At 57.7% G+C, this 19,126-nt stretch carries 23 protein-coding genes; 12 read left to right on the forward strand and 11 right to left on the reverse strand.

What is annotated here, in order from left to right; translation table 11 throughout:
* The first annotated feature begins 7 nt into the window (after positions 1–7).
* The 7 genes from crcB to BMY44_RS17735 all read left to right on the forward strand — a co-directional run bounded on the left by crcB (position 8) and on the right by BMY44_RS17735 (position 7,027).
* The gene (gene crcB / locus BMY44_RS17705) at positions 8–385 is read left to right on the forward strand and encodes a fluoride efflux transporter CrcB (RefSeq protein ID WP_089997297.1); all 378 of its coding nucleotides are present in this window, start codon (positions 8–10) and stop codon (positions 383–385) included.
* Positions 382–1,434 carry an RluA family pseudouridine synthase gene (locus BMY44_RS17710; RefSeq protein ID WP_089997298.1) on the forward strand — a complete coding sequence of 351 codons (1,053 nt, stop codon included), beginning with the start codon at positions 382–384 and terminating at the stop codon, positions 1,432–1,434. The genes crcB and BMY44_RS17710 overlap by 4 nt, the downstream gene beginning before the upstream one ends.
* A gap of 2 nt (positions 1,435–1,436) precedes the next feature.
* A complete protein-coding gene (locus BMY44_RS17715; RefSeq protein WP_089997299.1) occupies positions 1,437–2,147 on the forward strand; it encodes an ATP12 family chaperone protein in 711 nt (236 codons plus the stop codon).
* Between the two features lie 214 nt (positions 2,148–2,361).
* Complete coding sequence (locus tag BMY44_RS17720; protein ID WP_089997300.1) at positions 2,362–3,381, forward strand: amino acid ABC transporter substrate-binding protein; 1,020 nt, start codon at positions 2,362–2,364, stop codon at positions 3,379–3,381.
* Between the two features lie 145 nt (positions 3,382–3,526).
* Positions 3,527–4,906, forward strand: a complete 1,380-nt coding sequence (locus BMY44_RS17725; protein ID WP_089997301.1) for an amino acid ABC transporter permease — start codon at positions 3,527–3,529, stop codon at positions 4,904–4,906.
* A 1-nt stretch (position 4,907) separates the two neighbouring features.
* Positions 4,908–6,221 carry an amino acid ABC transporter permease gene (locus BMY44_RS17730; protein ID WP_089997302.1) on the forward strand — a complete coding sequence of 438 codons (1,314 nt, stop codon included), beginning with the start codon at positions 4,908–4,910 and terminating at the stop codon, positions 6,219–6,221.
* A 14-nt stretch (positions 6,222–6,235) separates the two neighbouring features.
* Positions 6,236–7,027, forward strand: coding sequence for an amino acid ABC transporter ATP-binding protein (locus BMY44_RS17735; RefSeq protein WP_089997303.1), 792 nt, complete (start codon positions 6,236–6,238; stop codon positions 7,025–7,027).
* A 50-nt stretch (positions 7,028–7,077) separates the two neighbouring features.
* Here the strand turns inward: BMY44_RS17735 and BMY44_RS17740 are convergent, their stop codons facing one another.
* From BMY44_RS17740 to ttcA, 8 genes are all read right to left on the reverse strand, one after another.
* Positions 7,078–7,569 (reverse strand): SixA phosphatase family protein, encoded by a 492-nt coding sequence (locus tag BMY44_RS17740; protein WP_089997304.1) that lies wholly within the window; start codon positions 7,567–7,569, stop codon positions 7,078–7,080.
* On the reverse strand, positions 7,566–8,258 hold the full coding sequence (locus BMY44_RS17745) for a ferredoxin (protein ID WP_242650604.1): 693 nt from the start codon (positions 8,256–8,258) through the stop codon (positions 7,566–7,568). Before BMY44_RS17745 ends, BMY44_RS17740 begins: the two co-directional genes overlap by 4 nt.
* Positions 8,221–8,721, reverse strand: a complete 501-nt coding sequence (locus BMY44_RS17750) for a hypothetical protein (RefSeq protein WP_089997305.1) — start codon at positions 8,719–8,721, stop codon at positions 8,221–8,223. The genes BMY44_RS17745 and BMY44_RS17750 overlap by 38 nt, the downstream gene beginning before the upstream one ends.
* Before the next feature lie 63 nt (positions 8,722–8,784).
* Complete coding sequence (gene argB, locus BMY44_RS17755) at positions 8,785–9,651, reverse strand: acetylglutamate kinase (protein WP_207510590.1); 867 nt, start codon at positions 9,649–9,651, stop codon at positions 8,785–8,787.
* The gene (gene yihA / locus BMY44_RS17760; protein ID WP_089997306.1) at positions 9,648–10,298 is read right to left on the reverse strand and encodes a ribosome biogenesis GTP-binding protein YihA/YsxC; all 651 of its coding nucleotides are present in this window, start codon (positions 10,296–10,298) and stop codon (positions 9,648–9,650) included. Before yihA ends, argB begins: the two co-directional genes overlap by 4 nt.
* Complete coding sequence (locus BMY44_RS17765; protein WP_089997307.1) at positions 10,298–11,053, reverse strand: MOSC domain-containing protein; 756 nt, start codon at positions 11,051–11,053, stop codon at positions 10,298–10,300. Before BMY44_RS17765 ends, yihA begins: the two co-directional genes overlap by 1 nt.
* Positions 11,054–12,844, reverse strand: a complete 1,791-nt coding sequence (gene yidC / locus BMY44_RS17770) for a membrane protein insertase YidC (protein ID WP_089997308.1) — start codon at positions 12,842–12,844, stop codon at positions 11,054–11,056.
* A gap of 62 nt (positions 12,845–12,906) precedes the next feature.
* The gene (ttcA, locus tag BMY44_RS17775) at positions 12,907–13,749 is read right to left on the reverse strand and encodes a tRNA 2-thiocytidine(32) synthetase TtcA (protein WP_089997309.1); all 843 of its coding nucleotides are present in this window, start codon (positions 13,747–13,749) and stop codon (positions 12,907–12,909) included.
* A gap of 48 nt (positions 13,750–13,797) precedes the next feature.
* Between ttcA and BMY44_RS17780 the strand changes: the two genes are divergently transcribed.
* From BMY44_RS17780 to BMY44_RS17790, 3 genes are all read left to right on the forward strand, one after another.
* Complete coding sequence (locus BMY44_RS17780; RefSeq protein ID WP_089997310.1) at positions 13,798–14,355, forward strand: DUF1353 domain-containing protein; 558 nt, start codon at positions 13,798–13,800, stop codon at positions 14,353–14,355.
* Positions 14,356–14,394: 39 nt separating this feature from the next.
* Positions 14,395–14,934 carry a DUF3833 domain-containing protein gene (locus BMY44_RS17785; protein WP_089997311.1) on the forward strand — a complete coding sequence of 180 codons (540 nt, stop codon included), beginning with the start codon at positions 14,395–14,397 and terminating at the stop codon, positions 14,932–14,934.
* 69 nt (positions 14,935–15,003) lie between these two features.
* Positions 15,004–15,918: an alpha/beta fold hydrolase gene (locus tag BMY44_RS17790; protein ID WP_089997312.1), complete on the forward strand. Its 915-nt coding sequence runs from the start codon at positions 15,004–15,006 to the stop codon at positions 15,916–15,918.
* Here the strand turns inward: BMY44_RS17790 and yidD are convergent.
* Genes yidD through rpmH form a run of 3 tightly spaced genes read right to left on the reverse strand, consistent with a single transcriptional unit; the run spans position 15,915 to position 16,663 of the window.
* Positions 15,915–16,136, reverse strand: coding sequence for a membrane protein insertion efficiency factor YidD (gene yidD / locus BMY44_RS17795; protein ID WP_089997313.1), 222 nt, complete (start codon positions 16,134–16,136; stop codon positions 15,915–15,917). The genes BMY44_RS17790 and yidD overlap by 4 nt on opposite strands.
* Positions 16,133–16,513, reverse strand: coding sequence for a ribonuclease P protein component (gene rnpA, locus BMY44_RS17800; protein ID WP_089997314.1), 381 nt, complete (start codon positions 16,511–16,513; stop codon positions 16,133–16,135). The genes yidD and rnpA overlap by 4 nt, the downstream gene beginning before the upstream one ends.
* Before the next feature lie 15 nt (positions 16,514–16,528).
* Positions 16,529–16,663 (reverse strand): 50S ribosomal protein L34, encoded by a 135-nt coding sequence (gene rpmH, locus BMY44_RS17805; RefSeq protein WP_008231458.1) that lies wholly within the window; start codon positions 16,661–16,663, stop codon positions 16,529–16,531.
* Positions 16,664–16,956: 293 nt separating this feature from the next.
* Here rpmH and BMY44_RS17815 point away from each other — a divergent pair, with 293 nt between their 5' ends.
* Both BMY44_RS17815 and BMY44_RS17820 read left to right on the forward strand, forming a co-directional pair.
* A complete protein-coding gene (locus BMY44_RS17815) occupies positions 16,957–17,688 on the forward strand; it encodes a TVP38/TMEM64 family protein (protein WP_089997316.1) in 732 nt (243 codons plus the stop codon).
* A gap of 3 nt (positions 17,689–17,691) precedes the next feature.
* Positions 17,692–19,110 (forward strand): dihydrolipoyl dehydrogenase family protein, encoded by a 1,419-nt coding sequence (locus tag BMY44_RS17820; RefSeq protein WP_089997317.1) that lies wholly within the window; start codon positions 17,692–17,694, stop codon positions 19,108–19,110.
* The last annotated feature ends 16 nt before the right edge of the window (positions 19,111–19,126 follow it).

Here is a 19,126-nt window from a genome sequence, read left to right on the forward strand (position 1 = left end):
CGTGCCCATGTTCATGACAACGCTTTATGTCGCCCTTGGTGGGGCTATCGGTGCCGCCCTGCGTTTTCTGACGGGGGTCTTGCTGATCCGTGTTTGGGGCGAAGGGTTCCCGGTCGCGATCATTGCGGTCAACGTGATCGGATCGTTCATCATGGGTGCGTTTGTGGTGTGGTCATTCCAGAAAGGGATGACCCATTTGAACCCATTTGTGATGACCGGTGTTCTTGGCGGATTTACAACGTTTTCGGCCTTTTCACTGGAAGCTTTTACATTGTTTGAAAGAGGTCAGTCTGGCGCGGCGCTGGCCTATGTCGCATTGTCTGTTGTCCTGTCCCTTGCGGCCTTGGCGGCGGGCGTGATGCTGGCCAGAGGGATTTACGCATGAGTGGTGTTCAAACCCGGACCATCGGCCCAGATGACGCGGACCAGCGGCTTGACCGGTATCTGCGCCGTCTGTTTCCGCATCTGACCCAGGGGCGGATCGAGAAGATGTGCCGCAAGGGCGAGTTGCGCGTCGACGGTGGCCGCGTGAAATCCAACACCCGGCTGGACGTGGGACAGACCGTCCGCATTCCGCCGCTGCCAAGCGAGGCGGATGTCGAAGCGTCCCGTGCGTTGCTGAAGCACGGCGTCACAAAGGCCGATGCCAAGCTGATCCAGTCCTGTGTGATCTACAAGGACGACCATATCATCGCAATCAACAAGCCCGCCGGCTTGGCGACGCAGGGTGGCACCAACACCACACGTCACGTGGACGGGTTGGCCGAAGCCCTGATGTTCGATCTAGAGGAAAAGCCACGACTGGTTCATCGGCTTGACAAGGATACGTCCGGTGTCTTGCTGTTGGCGCGCACACGCCTTGCGGCCAAGGGGCTGACCGAAAACCTGAAGCATCGCGAAACCCGTAAGATCTATTGGGCTGCCGTCGCTGGTGTCCCGCATCCACGTGCGGGCACAATCAAGTACGGTCTTGTGAAATCGGGCGGCGGACGCGGTGGCGAGAACGAGCGCATGCGCTGTGTGCATCCTCGCGATATCGACAGCACCGAAGGCGCGAAACGTGCCGTCACTGATTATGCCGTAATGGATAAACTGGCGAGCCGTGCTGCTTGGGTCGCGCTTGTGCCGATTACCGGTCGCACGCACCAGCTGCGTGCCCATATGGCAGAGCTTGGCCATCCGATTGTGGGTGATGGCAAGTATGGTGGCCAGAGCCAAGAGAACCTTGGCGATGGTTGGGGTGCCGGGATGGGCGAAGAGATCGGCCGCCGGATGCACCTGCACGCGCGTTCGCTGACCATCGAACATCCGATGACCGGGGCGATCCTGCATCTGACTGCGCCATTGCCGCCGCATATGGAACATACGTGGGATTTCGTCGGCTGGCACGTCAGTCACGCGCCGGTCGATCCGTTCAACATGCCGGAAGAGTAACCATGAGCGAATGGGCCGCAAAACGTTTCTGGAAGTCCGCAGAGGTTGTTCCTGCTGACGACGGATTTTCCGTCTCGCTGGACGGGCGCATGGTCAAGACCCCTGCAAAGGCAGCACTGATTGTGCCCACCCAGAGGATGGCGGATGCGATTGCGATCGAATGGGATGCGCAGACCGACAAGATCAATCCCCAGAGCATGCCGGTGACTCGCGGCGCGAACGCAGCGATCGATAAAGTCGCACACCAGAAAGCCGAAGTGGTGGAGATGTTGGCAGCTTATGGCGACAGCGATCTGCTGTGTTACCGCGCAGCAGGTCCTGATGCGTTGATTGGATTGCAATGTCAGGCGTGGGATCCTTTGCTGGATTGGGCCGCGACCGAACTGCGCGCGCCGCTTGTCAGTGCGGAGGGTGTCATGCATGTGCCGCAGGATCCCGTGGTGCTTGACCGATTGACGCAAGAGGTCGCTGCACAGACGCCTTTTCAGCTGGCTGGATTTCACGATTTGGTCAGCCTGTCAGGTTCGCTGGTGCTATCGCTCGCTGTCATTCGCGAACACCTGTCGCCGGATCAGGCATGGGCGGTCTCGCGCGTTGATGAAGAATACCAGATCAGCCAGTGGGGCGCGGACGATGAGGCGACCGATTTGGCCGAAACAAAACGCGCGGCCTTCGTGCAGGCTGCCGATTTCTTCAGAATGTGCTTAACTTAGCGTCAGGCAGACCTCGGTCTTAAATCTAAAGAAAATTTACGTTTTTTAAGGTGTGAATGGCTGGATTCCGGCCACTTCGACTTGACGAGGCGCGGTGATTCCGCACAGTCTGTGCGCGATGGGGGGGAACCCCTCTCGAAAATAGGGAGCGCTGGTCGAACGGCGTAAAAATACCGCGCTTTCACTTGGCGTGGAAACTCAGGAAGAGGTAAACATGAAAAAAACCGTATTCTTCGGCGTACTGGCAGCTGCTGGTCTGTCCGCTGCAGCGGCATCTGCTGCAACACTTGACGACGTCAAAGCACGCGGATCGCTGAACTGTGGTGTGACAACTGGTCTGACCGGTTTCGCCGCACCCAACGCATCTGGCGTATGGGAAGGCTTTGACGTCGGCGTATGCCGTGCCGTTGCTGCCGCCATCTTCGGTGACCCGACAGCAGTCGAGTTCGTTCCGACAACTGGCCAGACGCGCTTTACAGCGCTTGCATCCGGCGAGATCGACATGCTGGCACGTAACACTACATGGACGTTCTCTCGTGATACCGACCTGAAATTCGATTTTGTTGGCGTGAACTACTATGACGGTCAGGGCTTCATGGTTCCGTCCGCGCTTGGTGTTTCCTCGGCAACGGAACTGGACGGCGCGACTGTCTGCATTCAGACAGGTACAACGACCGAACTGAACCTTGCTGATTTCTTCCGCACCAACAACATCTCTTACGAGCCGGTGCCGATTGAAACCAACGCCGAGGCACAGCAGCAGTATCTGGCTGGTGCATGTGACGTCTACACGACTGACGCATCCGGTCTGGCTGCGACACGTGCGACATTCGAAAACCCGGGCGAGCACGTGCTGCTGCCCGAAATCATTTCGAAAGAGCCACTCGGACCGCTGGTCCGTCATGGCGACAGCGAATGGGCTGACATCGTGCGCTGGACTTTGAACGCGCTGATCTCTGCTGAAGAACTGGGCGTATCGTCTGCGAACGTTGCAGAGCTTGCTGCTGCAGCTGGCAACAACCCTGAAGTGAACCGTCTTCTGGGCACCGAAGGTGAGCTGGGCGCGATGATCGGTCTGGAGCCAAACTGGGCGGTCAATGCGATTGCTGCTGGCGGCAACTACGGCGAGCTGTTCGAAAAGAACATTGGTGAAAACACACCAATCGGTCTTGCACGTGGTCTGAACGCACAGTGGACAGAGGGTGGTCTTATCTACTCTCCACCGTTCCGCTAAGATCTGATCCAAAGGCAAGGGCCCGGTCTGATGACCGGGCCCTTTCCCAATAAGTACTTTGTTACGAAAAAGGCGCTTCCCGCGCGTGCTGACATTCGAAAAATCGAAGCGCACGCAACGCTGAACGGGAGCCAGGGAGATATATATGTCTACGTTGACAGACCCGCCGAAAGGATCATTTCGGCCGAGCCAGCTTTTATATGATACCCGCTATCGATCGATCACGATCCAGGTCATCGCTGCCATTCTGATCCTTCTAGGTATGGGATGGCTTGTGAACAACACGATCGACAACCTTCAGGCGCTGGGCAAAGACTTCAATTTCGGGTTCGTTCGCAGCGTCGCGGGTTATGACATCAACCAGATGCTTGTCGACTACGACAACCAGCAGACACACGGGCGCGCGGCGCTTGTCGGCATTCTCAACACGCTGCTGGTCGCGGCACTTGGGTGCATCACCGCCACCGTTCTGGGTGTGATTGCCGGTGTTCTGCGCCTGTCCAAGAACTGGATCGTCAACAAGCTGATGGCGGTCTACGTCGAAGGCTTCCGCAACGTGCCATTGCTGCTTTGGATTATCCTGATCTTTGCAATCATGACCGAAAGCATGCCGGCACCCAATAAATTCCGGGGTGATAACCCAGAAGCGAGCATGTCGCTCTTTGACTCGGTCGCGGTGACGAACCGTGGCGTCTATATCCCGGCACTTCTGTTCGCGAATGGTCCGTCCACCACATTATCGGCCTCTGAAACCGTCGCCAATCTTGATGCCTGGAAAGATCGACGCCGCGCTGAAGTGCGCGATGATGGAATTCTCGTGCGCACGTGGATGTCATTCACCACGCTGCCCGCACGGACCTATGTTGCCGCTGTTCAGTCCGGATTTATCGACTGGATGGTCATACTCGGCACCTTGGCCATCTCCTTTTTCGGGGCAAGGGCCGTGAAACGAAGGGCCTTGCAGACCCAGATCGACACTGGCGTCCTGCCGACGACATGGCACATTCGCCTTGCCATCTGGGTCATTCCGACCGCTATCGCGATGTACCTGATGGGCGCAACAATCAACTATCCTTCACTGAGCGGTTTCAACTTCAGTGGCGGGATGCACCTGCGCAATTCGCTGATCGCCCTTTGGCTTGCATTGTCGCTTTATACCGGCGCGTTCATCGCCGAAGTGGTGCGGGCCGGTATTCTGGCAGTCAGCAAGGGCCAGACGGAAGCTGCCTTTGCGCTGGGTATTCAGCCGAGCCGGACGATGAACCTTGTGATCCTGCCACAGGCATTGCGGGTCATCATTCCACCGCTGATTTCGCAGTACCTGAACCTGACCAAGAACTCATCACTGGCGATTGCCGTAGGCTACATGGACGTGCGCGCCACTTTGGGCGGGATCACGATCAACCAGACCGGTCGTGAGTTGGAGGGCATGCTGCTTTTGGGCCTGTTCTATCTGACGCTGTCCCTGCTGATTTCAGCCGTGATGAACATCTACAACAACTCAACCCAGCTTCAGGAGCGGTAGGATGTCAGAGACACACGCACAAACCGTTTCATACGTTCGTGACACGATGTTGCCGGAAGCGGCACCACCGGTCACCGAAGTCGGCGTTATAAAGTGGATGCGCGAGAGCCTGTTCTCCAGCCCGTTGAACGGCCTGCTGACGCTGATTTCGCTGTATGTGATCTATTGGGTCGTGATCCACATCGGCCCCTGGCTGATGAACGGGATCTGGGATGCCGGATCGCTGAGCGAATGCCGTGAAATCCGTAATGCCACGATTGGCGAGGATGCATCGGCTGCCTGTTTCGCTGTTTTGACAGATCGCTGGCAGCAGTTGATTTTCGGATTCTACCCCAGTGATGCCTATTGGCGTCCGGTTCTGGCGCTTATCGTCTTTCTGGTGGGCATCGCGCCTGTCCTATTCGACAAGCTGCCACGTCAGATGATGATTGGCACGCTGATCGCACCGTTCCTGATGTACATGCTGCTTTGGGGCGGGTCGATCTGGGGACCGATTGTCGTCGGGCTTGGGTTTGTCCTTGGGTATGTCGCCATGCGCTTGCTCTCTCAAGTGAGCAGTCTGCTGGGGACGCTTGCAGCCATTCTGGTCCCGATCCTGTTCTTTTTCACGCTTGCCGGACCACTCATTGGCCTTCTGAACATGCTCGCACCCATCGGTCTGGAGTTTGTCCAATCCAAGGACTTTGGCGGGTTTACCCTGTCAGTCGTCATCGGGATCGCGGCGATCATTCTGTCATTGCCGCTGGGTATTCTGCTTGCGCTTGCGCGCCAGTCCGACCTGCCGATCATCAAGTATTCGGCGGTCGTCTTTATCGAGGTTATCCGGGGCGTTCCGCTGATCGTCTGGCTGTTCACGGCGTCGCTGCTGCTGAACTATTTCTTGCCACCTGGCACGAACTTTGACCTGATGCTGCGCGTGATCATCATGGTGACGCTCTTTTCGGCGGCCTATATCGCCGAAGTTATCCGGGGTGGTTTGGCGGCCTTGCCAAAGGGCCAGTACGAGGGTGGCGACAGTCTTGGTCTGAATTACTGGCAGTCCATGCAGCTGATCATCCTGCCGCAAGCGTTGAAAATCTCGATTCCAGGCATCGTGAATACCTTCATCGGTCTGTTCAAGGATACGACCCTTGTGCTGTTCATCGGTCTTCTTGACCCGATTGGTCTGTCGAATGCGATCCGTGCGTCGACCGACTGGAATGGCATTTACTGGGAATTGTTCCTCTTCATTGGCGTCATGTTCTTTATCTTCTGCTTTAGCATGGGCCGTTACTCACTCTGGCTGGAAAGAAAACTCCAGCGCGAAAACCGTTAAGGGAGGCATGTGAAATGTCTGAACTCGTAACCGATCGTCAAATTGATCGTTCGAACATGCAAGTCTCTGACGAGATTGCCATCCAGATCAACCAGATGAACAAGTGGTACGGCACCTTCCATGTGCTGCGCGACATCAATCTGACCGTGAACCGAGGCGAGCGTATCGTTATCTGTGGTCCCTCTGGTTCGGGTAAGTCCACGCTGATCCGCTGCATTAACCGTCTGGAAGAACATCAGTCTGGCCAAATCATCGTGGATGGCACCGAACTGTCGTCCGATCTCAAGAATATCGACAAGATCCGGTCGGAGGTTGGCATGTGCTTTCAGCACTTCAACCTGTTCCCGCATCTGACCATTCTTGAGAACTGCACGCTTGCCCCGATCTGGGTGCGCAAGACACCCAAAAGGGAAGCCGAGGAAATCGCGATGCATTTCCTTGAGAAGGTGAAAATCCCCGAGCAGGCTGACAAGTATCCCGGCCAGTTGTCCGGTGGCCAGCAGCAGCGTGTCGCGATTGCCCGGTCGCTGTGCATGAAGCCGCGCATCATGCTGTTCGACGAACCGACCTCTGCGCTTGACCCCGAGATGATCAAGGAAGTGCTTGATACGATGATCGAGCTGGCCGAGGAAGGCATGACCATGTTGTGCGTCACGCACGAGATGGGTTTTGCCCGTCAGGTCGCCAACCGCGTCATCTTTATGGACCAAGGCCAGATTGTTGAGCAGAACGAGCCGGAAGAGTTCTTTAACAATCCTAAGTCCGAGCGCACCCAGCTCTTCTTGAGCCAGATCCTTGGGCACTGATCCACGCGCCAAGTGACACAATCATGGGCCGTAGCGCGATGCTGCGGCCCTTAGTCTGTCAAATCGCGTGGCACGGTGAAATCGATGCAGGTTCCCTGGTTCACGCGGATGTCGCCTTCAAAATCAATGACAGTCGTCGCACAGGTCGGATAGTCGCTGAAACGGCTGTGGCGTGGCCGCGTCCTGACCAGCCCGTGGGCGGCCATTGCGATCCCCGGGTTGTGAGCGATCACTGCAATCGTTTCGTCTGGCTGACGCATGGCAAGATCGAGGATCGTGTCGGGTGCCGCGTGATAAAGCGTAGGATGAAACGAGGTTTTCGGGGTCTGTCCCAGCCCGTCGCAAATGTGCCTGTGCGTTTCAACAGTGCGCGCCGCGTCAGAGACCAGCATGACATCCGGCACATATCCCTGCGCCGCGAGCCATTCACCGATTGACTTTGCGGCAGTGCGCCCGCGTTCTGTCAGCACCCGGTCGTGATCGTCGGCCATGGGATCATCCCAGCCGGATTTGGCGTGGCGTATCAGGATCAGGCGCTTCATCGAAAAGCCTCCATATGGAATTGGGCTTGGGCAGGTGGGCGGTTGCCTTGGTAGACGGGGCAGGCGCGCCGCGCCCGGCAGCCGTCGGTAATGCAGTCGCGCCCTGCGGGGCTGTTGATATGCGCCTTGCAGGCAGCGACGTTGTAGCCGTCCGCGAACGCTCCGACGGGGCAAGCGGTCTTGCAGGGTGCCGCGCAGGGGGAGCAGGGGTTTTGGCCGGGCGAGGCAGACACGGTTTCGGGCAGCAGAACAGCCCCGCGGAAAGAAGCGAACAATCCCCGCGTTTCGTGGACCAGAAAACCGATCGGCGATGTGAAAAACCGCCCGGTTTCCAGCGCCCAGCTTTGAAACGGGTGATAGGGTGGCCCGCCGAAGGGGAAGTAGACTTCGCCTTCAAGGTCCTGCGCTATTGGCGGCAGCACCCGTGTAGACCAGCGATCCAGCGCGTGCGCCTGACCATCAGTGTATTCCGCGCTTTGCGTGAAATGGTCCCAGAACGTCGGTTCGTCGGGGCCGATCAGCACCAGCGTCCCGTCTGCATGCTGTGCATGTCCGAGAGCGATCAAATGATGCGGTGCGAGCGCCTGAGAGAGTGCGGAGAGTGTCACACGCATCAGCGTATGCGCACCCTTTGTCAGTGACCAGTCACATTCAGCGGAAGCGTCGCCAAATGCGCGGGATCGATCCAAGCTGATCGGCTTCGAATGACATGGAGGTAGCGTCGCAACTGTATGTGCCCTGCGATGTGCCCCAGCTGCCACTTGCCGAGGTTACAGGGATTTCCATGCGTTCGCCCAGCACGTTTGCCGACCCAACCAGAGAGTATTCCGGCGCGTTGGCGACGTAGGTGCGCCCGTCTTCAGCGTTCATCGCGCCCTGCGCATAGCCGGTCACGGTCACGTCGATTGCGGGCATGTTCGCCATCTGCACGGCAAAGGTCATGTCCTCTGCCAGCAGTGTCATGACCCCGGTGTCGGTGATCTCAAGGCTCGCCCGTCCTGCGATGTGTGTCGCACCGCCACCCATCTGCGTGGCCATCACCGCGGCCATATCCGCGCCGTCCGCTTCCCATGTGCCAACCATGCAGCTGTCCACGGCAAGAGCCGGTGTAGAGCCAAGCGTGACGAGTAGTGCTGCGGTGCGAAACATCATCGGTTTCTCCTCAAGTGGCGCATGCTAACCGTTGCATATCGAAGACAGGACGTCAGGTCGGGCCTATCTTGGTGTGCGGATGAGCGATCCTGCGCCGTGATCTGTGAACAATTCCAGCAGGCACGCGTTTGGTGCCCGCCCGTCAAGGATGACCACACCCCGCACGCCTTCTGCAATCGCCGTGGTTGCGGTTTCGGTCTTGGGGATCATGCCACCTGCAATCGTCCCATCCGCGATCATCGCCGCGATCTGGCCTGCGTCAATTTCGGTCAGCACTTCGCCGTCCTTGTTCTTGACGCCACTTACGTCTGTGAGCAGCAGCAAGCGGTCTGCCTTCAAGGCCCCGGCAATGGCACCGGCGGCGGTATCGCCGTTGATATTGAAGGTTTCGCCATTCCGCCCCATCCCAAGAGGCGCAATGACTGGAATTGCCTTGGCTGCGTGCAAATCGCGAATGATGGTCACGTCAACCTCTGTCGGTGTCCCGACGAGCCCGAGCGCGGGGTCGGTTGTTTCGCAGATCATCAGGTTGGCGTCCTTGCCGGACACGCCGACCGCCTTGCCGCCTTCTTCGGAAATTGCTTGCACGATGCGGCTGTTCACGCTGCCGGCCAGTACCATTTCCACGACTTCGATCGTCGCTTCGTCCGTCACCCGTTTGCCGTTCACGAATTCGGATTTGATCCCCAGCTTGTCGAGCATCTGATTGATCATCGGCCCGCCGCCGTGCACCACCACCGGATTGACGCCGACCTGCTGCATGAGGGCGACATCGCGGGCAAAGCTGTGCATGCCTTCATCGCTGCCCATGGCGTGCCCGCCCAGCTTGATGACAACGGTCGCGCCCTTGTAACGCTGCAGATAGGGTAGTGCGTTGGATAGTGTGGCGGCGGTGCCGATCCAGTCGCGGTTCATGTCTTGCGTCCTCATCCTTCGATCCCTGCAATGACTGCGCGCAGCGTGGCGATCCCGATCCCCTTGTCAGAACTGGTCAGGATCAGCTCCGGGTAGGCGGCCGGGTGCTTGGCCAATGCCGCACGCGTCTTGGCCAGCGATTCATCAAGCGCTTTGCCTTTGACCTTGTCAATCTTGGTCATGACGACCTGAAACGTCACCGCAGAGGCATCGAGCAGCGACATGATTTCTTCGTCCACCGCCTTGGCCCCGTGCCGGGCGTCAATCAAAACGAAAACACGGCGGAGCGTTTGTCGCCCTTGCAGGTATTGTTTCAGCAGACGCTGCCATTTTTCGACAACAGCAACCGGCGCATTCGCAAAACCGTAGCCCGGAAGGTCAACGACATAGATGTCGCCGGCGGTAAAAAAGTTGATTTCTTGCGTGCGTCCCGGTGTGTTGGACGCGCGCGCCAGTCCCTTGCGCCCTGTGAGCGCGTTGATCAATGACGATTTCCCGACGTTCGAGCGACCGGCAAAGCACACTTCGACACGGTCCGGATCGGGCAGGCCGTCCATCGCCACCACGCCTTTGATGAATTCCGTCTCACCCGCAAAAAGAAGCCGACCCTTTTCAAGGCTGGCATCATCTGGTGTTTCGACTTCGGGGAAGGGAAGTTGCATCAGAGAACCTCTGCTGTGTCGCCAAGGCTGACCTTGCCGCTTTGGATGACGGTGCAGTAGACGCCGAAATCGGTGTGGTCCCAGCCATTTCTCAGCGCAGAAAGCGTATCGATATCCCGCAGACCGGTGACCGGATTCGCCTTTGTGTGGTTGCAGCGGGTGCAACGATCTTGGACGTGCAGAACAGCGTCGCCGATGGCGATGTCCTTACCGATCCAGTCCCATTCGGCCCATGCATCTGGTCCATCCAGCCAAATATTTCCCCGCCAGCGTTCGAATTCGAGGTCTTGGCCGATCTTGTCGCCAACGGCGCGGTGGCTGGCCATGTTCATGATCGACACGGATGGAAAGGGCGTGTCCGTCATCCCGCGTCCGGGGGTGGAAACGAGGTTGGTCGGTTTGGCGGACACATGCGACGTCAGCGGGGCGACCCAATTCAGGAACGCGGCGGTCCCATCGGCCGTATCGGGGTTGAAGCTGATCGTGCCCAGATCGACGTGGCGCAGTTCCATGACGTTTGTCGCGTCATCCAAGCGCGCCCAGATACCCGCCAGCCCCGGAACAAGTGTGCCGATCATGAAATTCCGGCACTTTTCCCACTTGGGATCTGCGGAATCAAAGTGCGTTTTTTCATGTGTCACCGCCCAGTGCCTGTCAAAAGGCATGGTCTGTCCCTGCAACAGCGTCACGCTTTCAAGTGCCTCGCGACCGTGGCTCTTGATCGGGTGCCGCCAGAGGGAGGCGACAGTGATCATCTATTTGTCCTTGGCCGCTTCGGCTTCTTTCTTTTTGTTGAAACCGGATTTGATGTTGCCGAAGACGTCAGGCTTGGCACCGTGGCTGCGCATGATGGCGTACTGCTGGATGAACGTGATCGTGTTGTTCGCAATCCAGTAGATGACCAGACCGGAGGCAAAGCTGCCCAGCATGAACATGAAGACCCACGGCATCCACGCAAAGATCATCTGCTGTGTCGGGTCGGTGGGGGCCGGGTTCAGCTTTTGCTGGAGCCACATCGAAATACCCAGCAGGATCGGCAGGATCCCGATGAAAATGAGCGACAGGAACGAATCCTGCGGCAGCGCATCCCACGGCAGAATGCCGAACAGGTTGAAAATCGTTGACGGGTCAGGCGCTGACAGGTCTCTGATCCAGCCGAACCACGGCGCGTGGCGCAGTTCGATGGTGACGAAGATCACCTTGTAGAGCGAGAAGAAGATCGGAATCTGGATCAGGATCGGCAGACAGCCCGCCGCCGGATTGACCTTCTTTTCCTTGTAGAGCTTCATCATGCCCTGCTGCATGGCGGTGCGGTCTTCGCCATGCTTTTCCTTCAGGGCTTCCATTTCGGGCTGCAGTTCCTTCATCCGCGCCATGGAGACGTAGGATTTATAGGCCAGCGGCAGCACGATTGCCTTGAGGATCACGGTCAGCGCGATAATCGCCCAGCCCATGTTGCCGATGACGGCGTTCAGCCAATGCAGCAGCGCGAAGATCGGCTTGGTCAGGAAGAAGAACCAGCCCCAGTCGATGCTGTCGATGAACCCGTCGACGCTTTCATCGTTCTGGTATTCGCGGATGGCTTCCCATTCCTTTGCGCCAGCGAACAGGCGGGTCGTGACCGTTGCAGAGGCACCGGAGGCCACGTCCTGTTGCGGCATGATCGCTTCTGCCTGATAGATATCGCGGCTTTCGAAATAGCGCACGTTCGCGGTGAACGGGGCACTTTGATCGGGGATCAGCGTTGTCATCCAATAGTGGTCTGTCCAACCGATCCAGCCATTTTCAGAGACATCGACCTTGGCTTCGTCAGCGCTGCGGCCAAAGTCCACGACGTCGTCATAATCGACCTCGGTCAACTCGCCGTCCGCCATCCGCACAAGACCTTCGTGCAAAATGAAGAAGTTCTTGAGGTTGTCGGGTTCGGAATGACGGCGCAGAAGGCCATAGGGACGCGAGGAGAAGGTCGCCTCAGCGGCGTTTGCGACGCTTTGCTCGTACGTGAACATAAATGTTTCATCGACCGAGATTTTTGTCGTGAAAACCTGCCCTTGCCCGTTGTCCCACGTCAGTGTGATCGGGGTATCCGGCGTCAGTGTTTCGCCTTCGGAGAGGGTCCAAATGGTTTCATCGTTTGGCACGACGTCGGCGTCACCTGTCCAGCCGAAGACGGCGGAATAGGCATCGTTTTCGCCCACGGGTTTCAGCAGGCGCACAATGTCAGAATTCGGTTCGATCGTCTGGCGGTAGTTCGTGAGCGACAGATCGTCGATCCGCGCACCTTGCAATGATACGGAACCGGTGAATTCCCCGGTTTCGACGGCGACGCGAGGTGCTTCTGCGGCTTCGCTGGCCGTCGGCGCGACAGTTTCACTTGTCGCCTCGTTGGTGGTTGCTGTCGGCACGGCCGGGTCAAGCTGCTCTGTCGCGGTGTCCCCGGCGACCGGTTCAACCGGTTCTTCGGGTGGAAACAGCCAGAACCAGACGAGGATCACAAGGAAACTCAACGCTGTCGCGAGGATCAGGTTTCTATTTTGCTCGTCCATTCGGAATGCCGTCCATCTGCCTAAAAACGTGGGGTTGGTTCAACCTGCTGGGGCGGGAAAGGTCAAGCGGATTCGGGGGAATTGTGACCAAGTGTCAGACCGGCGAAATCGAACAGTTTCGGGTCCAGCAGGTGGCTGGGCCGCGCATTCATCAGGCTGCGGAACATGACCTGCCTGCGTCCAGGGGAGTTCTTTTCCCATCCGTCGAGGATTTGTTTGACCTGTTGGCGCTGCAACCCGTCCTGAGACCCGCAAAGGTCACAGGGGATGATCGGGTAGTTCATCGCCGTCGCAAATTTTTCGCAATCAACCTCTGCCACATGCGCGAGCGGGCGGTAAACGAAGAGGTCACCTTCCTCGTTTACCAGTTTTGGTGGCATCGTCGCGAGACGTCCGCCGTGGAAAAGGTTCATGAAGAAAGTTTCAAGGATATCATCGCGATGATGGCCAAGTACGACGGCGCTGCACCCTTCTTCGCGTGCGATCCGGTAGAGGTTTCCACGCCGCAAACGCGAGCAGAGTGCGCAGAATGTGCGCCCTTCGGGCACCTTGTCCATGACGATGGAATAGGTGTCCTGATATTCGATCCGGTGCGGGACGCCCATCTTTTCAAGGAATTCCGGCAGGACCGTCGCCGGAAATCCCGGCTGTCCCTGATCCAGATTGCAAGCGAGCAGGTCAACGGGCAACAGGCCGCGCCATTGCAGTTCGTACAACACCGCAAGCAGCGTATAGCTGTCCTTGCCGCCTGACAGGCACACCAGCCAACGGGCATCACGTTCGATCATACCGTATTGCTCGATCGCCTCGCGGGCATAGCGCACGATCCGTTTGCGGAGTTTCTTGAACTCTGTCGTTGAAGGTGCCCCGTGAAAAAGCGGGTGAATTTCGTTATCATCAAGCATGTTTCATGCCCTAGCTTTCATTTCATCCATCGCCAAGGAGATTTTTCCATGCAGTGCTTTGTCGGCCCGATTCATCGCGAAAACCCCTATCCGGAGGGGCGCGTCAGGATCACGAACCTTACATTCGTGGACGATCTGATCTTGTTTCGTCCGCAAGAGGAGTTGCTGAACCGCAAGGATGATATGGATGTCTATCTGCTGGGTGCCGATAAGACTGTTCATTGGGAATCCGACGATGGTGACTGCGGGATCGTCACTGTGCCCTTTGGTTTTATCACCGATCTGACAAGCGTGCCATGGGTGTTCCGTCTGTTCGTGAGCCGCGCCGGACCTTGGCTGGAGGCCGCTGTGGTGCATGATTACCTGTATGTCGCCTGGAACGAGGTGGAGGGTGCGCGCCCCGATCCCAAGGATCGCAAGTTCGCGGATGACATCATGTTCGCGGCGATGACGACTGCCAATGTCGGCGCAATTCGCAAATGGGCGATTTATGCGTCCGTGCGCCTGTTCGGTGGCTGGACATTTGGCCGGGATGATCGCTGCAACTACGGTGATCAGACCGATCCGCGACTGCTTTATCTGAAAGACGTGCCGAAAGTGGTCTGATCCAAGTAACCTTCCGTAGAAAGGTAAAAGGATCACGCCATGCGCATTCTTGCCCTACTTTCTTTTCTGTTCATCGCGGCCTGCACGGGTAAGCCATCGTTCGATGATCCGACGCTGTCATCGCAGAAACTGGACCTTGAAGAATTCTTTGACGGGGAATTCGTCGCGTATGGCCAGTTTCAGGACATCCTTGGCACCGTGCGCCGCAGCTTTGAAGTCAGAATCGTGGGCGACTGGGATGGGGAGCGCCTGCGACTGGTAGAAGACTTCGTTTATGAAGACGGCGCAACCGAACAGCGGGTCTGGACGCTGGTGAAGACCGGCGAAGACACCTGGCAAGGCACCGCACCTGGTGTGATTGGTGTCGCCAATGGTGTTGAACAGGACAATCGCTTCAATTGGAAATACGAGATCGATTTGCCGGTTCCGAGCGCGGACGGCACAGTTGAAACGTTGCGCGTCCAGTTTGACGACTGGATGTGGCTGCAGTCAGAGGACCGTTTGCTGAACCGTGCCTATGTGAAACGTTATGGAATTGATATCGGCGACGTCATCATCAGTTTTGAAAAACTGAACTAGGGTTTCCCTGACTTTCGTGAACCGGCCCACCCCGTCTAGACTGCTCTGCATTTCAGGAGGAGTTTTCAGATGGACTATTTCTATTCGCGGCGCACCTTCAACAGCCAGACAGGGCGGTTTTCGAACAATGTGGCCTCTGTCACGCGTTATGTGGGCATTGGTCCGTCCGACGGGCAGGCGGCGCGTGGGCATCTGCTGACAGCGCAGCAATGGGCAAAGGCTGTCCACGATCAGAGTCCGAATGGCCATGTTGTCGTCTATGTACATGGGTTCAACACCGCGCAATCAACGATGCTGAAATCGCTGGCGACGATCAAGGCGGGGCTGAAGAAGCAGGCCTTCAAGGGGGCAGTCGCTGCCTTTGATTGGCCCAGTGACGGAGAGGGGTCGTCCGCCGGCTATCGACGTGACCGATCAGATGCAAAGGCTGTGGCGCGCCATATGGTGCTGGACGGCATCAAATTGCTGCACGAGGCCAAGCCGTCGGCAAAGATCCATTTGCTGGCTCATTCAATGGGCGCGTATGTATCACTGCGCGGCTGGGGCGAAGTCGGCAACGCATTCTTCCCGGGCAAGGTCGATCAGGCCATTTTCGTGGCTGCTGATGCCGATCAGAACTGGATGATCAATGGCGCCTGGGGATCGCTTGTCATGCAGCAGCGTTGCAACCGATTGACGCATTATTTTTCGGCGCACGACGAGGTGTTGGATGTCTCTGGCAAGATCGTCAATTTCGGCACAAGTCGTTCTGGTCGTCACGGGATCAAGCCGGGACCCGCGCCGACGTTCAGGGATGTGTCCTGTGGCGATCGCTATCACAGCGTATTTCCGCAGCATAAGCGGGGCACGACATTGTCGCACAACTGGTATTTCCAGGATGGCCGGTTCTATCAGGATTTGGTCGGAACGCTGGCTGGCAAATCCCACACGGCGCTGGGCACCCGGCAAAACCTTTCAGACGGGGATCAGCGGATCACGCCCTAGTCAGGCACATTGTCCACGCCCGAGCCGCCCCACGGATGACAGCGGCCGATCCGGCGGATGGTCAGCCATGTGCCTTTGAGCCCGCCGTGTTTTTCGAGCGCTTCGAGCGCGTAGGCCGAGCAGGTCGGCTGAAACCGGCACCCGTGCCCGACCCATGGCGACAGGATCAGCCGATAAGCTTTGACCGGCCATGACACGATGTGGGCGAGGGGAGTCATGCGTGCACCTTTTTCAACGCACGGATCAGGTCCGATTGCAGTTGCTTGAAAGGTAGTGTCGCTGTGTCGTCTTTGCGACCCACAAGCACGTAATCCCAGCCTTTGCGCCCGTGTTCCGGCAGGATCAGGCGGGCGACTTCGCGCAAACGCCGTTTGGCGCGGTTGCGGGCCACGGCATCTCCGACCTTCCTGGAGCAGGTGAACCCGACGCGGATCGTTTCGCCACCGGTCTGGCGCGCCTGCAGGTGGATGCCGGGGGTGCCAAAGCGCTTGGCGTTGCTGGCGGCGACGAAATCGGATCGTTTCGTCAGGACCTCCAGACAAACGGAAACCGCCGGTGTGCTGTTCGCAGGCACCGGCGGTTCCAAATCTGTCAAGACCGTAGAGGGCGCTTACGCGCTCAGCTTCGCGCGGCCTTTGGCGCGGCGGTTGTTCAGGATCTTGCGGCCAGCCTTCGTGGCCATACGTGCACGAAAGCCGTGACGGTTCTTGCGAACCCGGTTGGATGGTTGGAACGTGCGCTTCATGGCGTGTCCTTTGGTGGCTATGGGGCAAATCCCGAATGGATTCGCGGCCCGTGAATGTCATCAGACCCGTCCTTTAAGCGGGCGGCCCCCATGTGTCAACGCAAACGGGGCCAGGTTTTTGCAACAATCGGCAGAAATGACGGCGGGGAAATGTTACAGTTTGTGATCGAAAGCCCGTCTGCGCGCACAGATTGCACACGACGCGATCAACCGCGCGTGATCGGGGTATCCTGACGCAGGGTGATCGGTCAATTAGAGTGCACTCCCAGACGTTCCCTCCCAAGGTGAAAGACATGACCGATATGCCAGACAGAGAACAAAACGCCTTTATCAAACGGCTTCCCATTATCATCATCGCTCTTGTAGCGATCCTTGGGGCCTATTTCCTGCGGGACTATCTGACGTTTGACGCATTGCGCGACAATCGTGAGACATTGCTGGCCTTTCGTGACAACAACTACGTGCTGACGGTCGCCTTGTTCATCCTTGCCTACATTGTCATCGTCGCCTTTTCCCTACCCGGCGCAACCGTAGCAACGCTGACCGGGGGGTTCCTGTTCGCGACCTTCCCCGGGGCATTGTACAACGTGACTGGTGCGACCATTGGCGCAACCGCGATTTTCCTTGCCGCCCGTTGGGGTTTTGGCGAAAAACTGGGGGCCAAGCTTGAAGGGTCGGACGGTATCGTCAAAAAGATAAAGGACGGTATCGACGAAAACCAGTGGTCAATGTTGTTCCTGATCCGCCTTGTCCCTGCTGTCCCGTTCTTCATGGCGAACCTTGTGCCGTCCTTTCTTGATGTGCCGCTGCGCCGGTTCGTCATTTCGACCTTCCTTGGCATTATCCCGGGTGCGGTTGTCTATACATCTGTCGGTGCCGGGCTGGGTGAAGTGTTCGAACGTGGTGAGACGCCGAACCTTGGCATCATTTTCGAACCCGCCATCCTGTTCCCGATCCTTGGCCTGTGTCTTCTGGCCGCTCTTCCCATTCTTTTGAAGGCCGTCCGCGGCAAGAAAGGTCTGTAAGCCATGAACCGCATCAAGACAGATATTTGCATCATCGGTGGCGGATCGGGCGGATTGTCCATCGCAGCCGGTGCGGTCCAGATGGGCGCAAAGGTGGTTCTGCTGGAGGGCCACAAGATGGGCGGCGATTGCCTGAACTATGGCTGCGTTCCGTCCAAGGCGCTGATCGCGTCGGCCAAACACGCCCATGCTGGTCAGGACAACGCGAAATACGGCGTCGAAAAAGTAAGCCCGACGGTCGACTATGCCGCCGCCAAGGATCATGTGCATGATGTGATCGCCACCATTGCGCCGGTTGACTCGGTCGAGCGTTTCGAAGGCTTAGGCGTCAACGTCATACAGGAATACGGCAAGTTCATTTCAAAGACCGAAGTGCAGGCAGGTGATACGGTGATCGAAGCCCGCCGCTTTGTTGTTGCGACAGGGTCTGGCCCGCTGGTCCCGCCGATCCCCGGTCTTGAAGATGTCGATGTATATACGAATGAGAACATCTTTGATCTGCGCGAGCGTCCGGATCATCTGATCATCATTGGTGGTGGCCCGATCGGCATGGAGATGGCGCAGGCCCATGTGCGCCTGGGATCGAAGGTTACCGTGATCGAAGGGGCCAAGGCCTTTGGCAAGGATGACCCGGAACTGGCTGCGATTGTTCTTGAAAACCTCAAGGCCGAAGGGGTCGAGATCATCGAAGGCGCGCAGGCCGAAAAGGTATCTGGCAGCAAGGGCAAGGTGACCGTGCACACACCCAAGGGCGCATTCAGCGGCTCGCATTTGCTGGTGGCTGTCGGGCGTAAGGTGAACATCGACAAGCTTGATCTGGATGCTGGCGGCGTGAAGTATGATCGCGGCGGGGTCAAAGTGGATGCTGGTCTGCGATCGGTGACCAACAAGAAGGTCTATGCAGTCGGTGATGTCGCTGGTGGGATGCAGTTCACCCATGTCGCAGGCTATCACGCGGGCGTCGTCATCCGGTCGATGCTGTTCGGGCTGCCCAGCAAGCAGCGCACAGATCACATCCCTTGGGCGACATACACGGACCCCGAACTTTCCCAAGTCGGCCTGACAGAGGAGCAGGCAAAAAAGAAGCACGGTGCCAATCTGGAAGTCGTTCGCTTTGAATACGAACACAACGACCGCGCCATTGCCGAGCGTAAAACCAAGGGATTGATCAAGGTGATGGTCGTCAAGGGCCGCCCTGTCGGTGCATCGATAGCGGGCTATCTTGCCGGTGAACTGATCGGTATGTGGGCCATGGCTATCGCGAACAAGCAGAAGATGACGGCGATCGCGAACACGGTCTTGCCCTATCCGACGATAAGCGAGATTAACAAACGTGCTGCGGGCGCCTATTTCAGCCCGCGCCTGTTCGAAAGTGACAAAGTCAAAACGATTGTCGGGCTGGTGCAGCGCTGGCTGCCTTGATGCCTTGGAAAGTCAA

The organism is Cognatiyoonia koreensis (genome assembly GCF_900109295.1).
GTDB lineage: Bacteria > Pseudomonadota > Alphaproteobacteria > Rhodobacterales > Rhodobacteraceae > Cognatiyoonia > Cognatiyoonia koreensis.

What these genes read in the sequence shown, in the direction of transcription:
- crcB (WP_089997297.1), top strand. Translation starts at nt 8, where the DNA reads ATGTTCATGACAACGCTTTATGTCGCCCTTGGTGGGGCTATCGGTGCC.
- BMY44_RS17710 (WP_089997298.1), top strand. Translation starts at nt 382, where the DNA reads ATGAGTGGTGTTCAAACCCGGACCATCGGCCCAGATGACGCGGACCAG.
- BMY44_RS17715 (WP_089997299.1), top strand. Translation starts at nt 1,437, where the DNA reads ATGAGCGAATGGGCCGCAAAACGTTTCTGGAAGTCCGCAGAGGTTGTT.
- BMY44_RS17720 (WP_089997300.1), top strand. Translation starts at nt 2,362, where the DNA reads ATGAAAAAAACCGTATTCTTCGGCGTACTGGCAGCTGCTGGTCTGTCC.
- BMY44_RS17725 (WP_089997301.1), top strand. Translation starts at nt 3,527, where the DNA reads ATGTCTACGTTGACAGACCCGCCGAAAGGATCATTTCGGCCGAGCCAG.
- BMY44_RS17730 (WP_089997302.1), top strand. Translation starts at nt 4,908, where the DNA reads ATGTCAGAGACACACGCACAAACCGTTTCATACGTTCGTGACACGATG.
- BMY44_RS17735 (WP_089997303.1), top strand. Translation starts at nt 6,236, where the DNA reads ATGTCTGAACTCGTAACCGATCGTCAAATTGATCGTTCGAACATGCAA.
- BMY44_RS17740 (WP_089997304.1), bottom strand. Translation starts at nt 7,569, where the DNA reads ATGAAGCGCCTGATCCTGATACGCCACGCCAAATCCGGCTGGGATGAT.
- BMY44_RS17750 (WP_089997305.1), bottom strand. Translation starts at nt 8,721, where the DNA reads ATGATGTTTCGCACCGCAGCACTACTCGTCACGCTTGGCTCTACACCG.
- argB (WP_207510590.1), bottom strand. Translation starts at nt 9,651, where the DNA reads ATGAGGACGCAAGACATGAACCGCGACTGGATCGGCACCGCCGCCACA.
- yihA (WP_089997306.1), bottom strand. Translation starts at nt 10,298, where the DNA reads ATGCAACTTCCCTTCCCCGAAGTCGAAACACCAGATGATGCCAGCCTT.
- BMY44_RS17765 (WP_089997307.1), bottom strand. Translation starts at nt 11,053, where the DNA reads ATGATCACTGTCGCCTCCCTCTGGCGGCACCCGATCAAGAGCCACGGT.
- yidC (WP_089997308.1), bottom strand. Translation starts at nt 12,844, where the DNA reads ATGGACGAGCAAAATAGAAACCTGATCCTCGCGACAGCGTTGAGTTTC.
- ttcA (WP_089997309.1), bottom strand. Translation starts at nt 13,749, where the DNA reads ATGCTTGATGATAACGAAATTCACCCGCTTTTTCACGGGGCACCTTCA.
- BMY44_RS17780 (WP_089997310.1), top strand. Translation starts at nt 13,798, where the DNA reads ATGCAGTGCTTTGTCGGCCCGATTCATCGCGAAAACCCCTATCCGGAG.
- BMY44_RS17785 (WP_089997311.1), top strand. Translation starts at nt 14,395, where the DNA reads ATGCGCATTCTTGCCCTACTTTCTTTTCTGTTCATCGCGGCCTGCACG.
- BMY44_RS17790 (WP_089997312.1), top strand. Translation starts at nt 15,004, where the DNA reads ATGGACTATTTCTATTCGCGGCGCACCTTCAACAGCCAGACAGGGCGG.
- yidD (WP_089997313.1), bottom strand. Translation starts at nt 16,136, where the DNA reads ATGACTCCCCTCGCCCACATCGTGTCATGGCCGGTCAAAGCTTATCGG.
- rpmH (WP_008231458.1), bottom strand. Translation starts at nt 16,663, where the DNA reads ATGAAGCGCACGTTCCAACCATCCAACCGGGTTCGCAAGAACCGTCAC.
- BMY44_RS17815 (WP_089997316.1), top strand. Translation starts at nt 16,957, where the DNA reads ATGACCGATATGCCAGACAGAGAACAAAACGCCTTTATCAAACGGCTT.
- BMY44_RS17820 (WP_089997317.1), top strand. Translation starts at nt 17,692, where the DNA reads ATGAACCGCATCAAGACAGATATTTGCATCATCGGTGGCGGATCGGGC.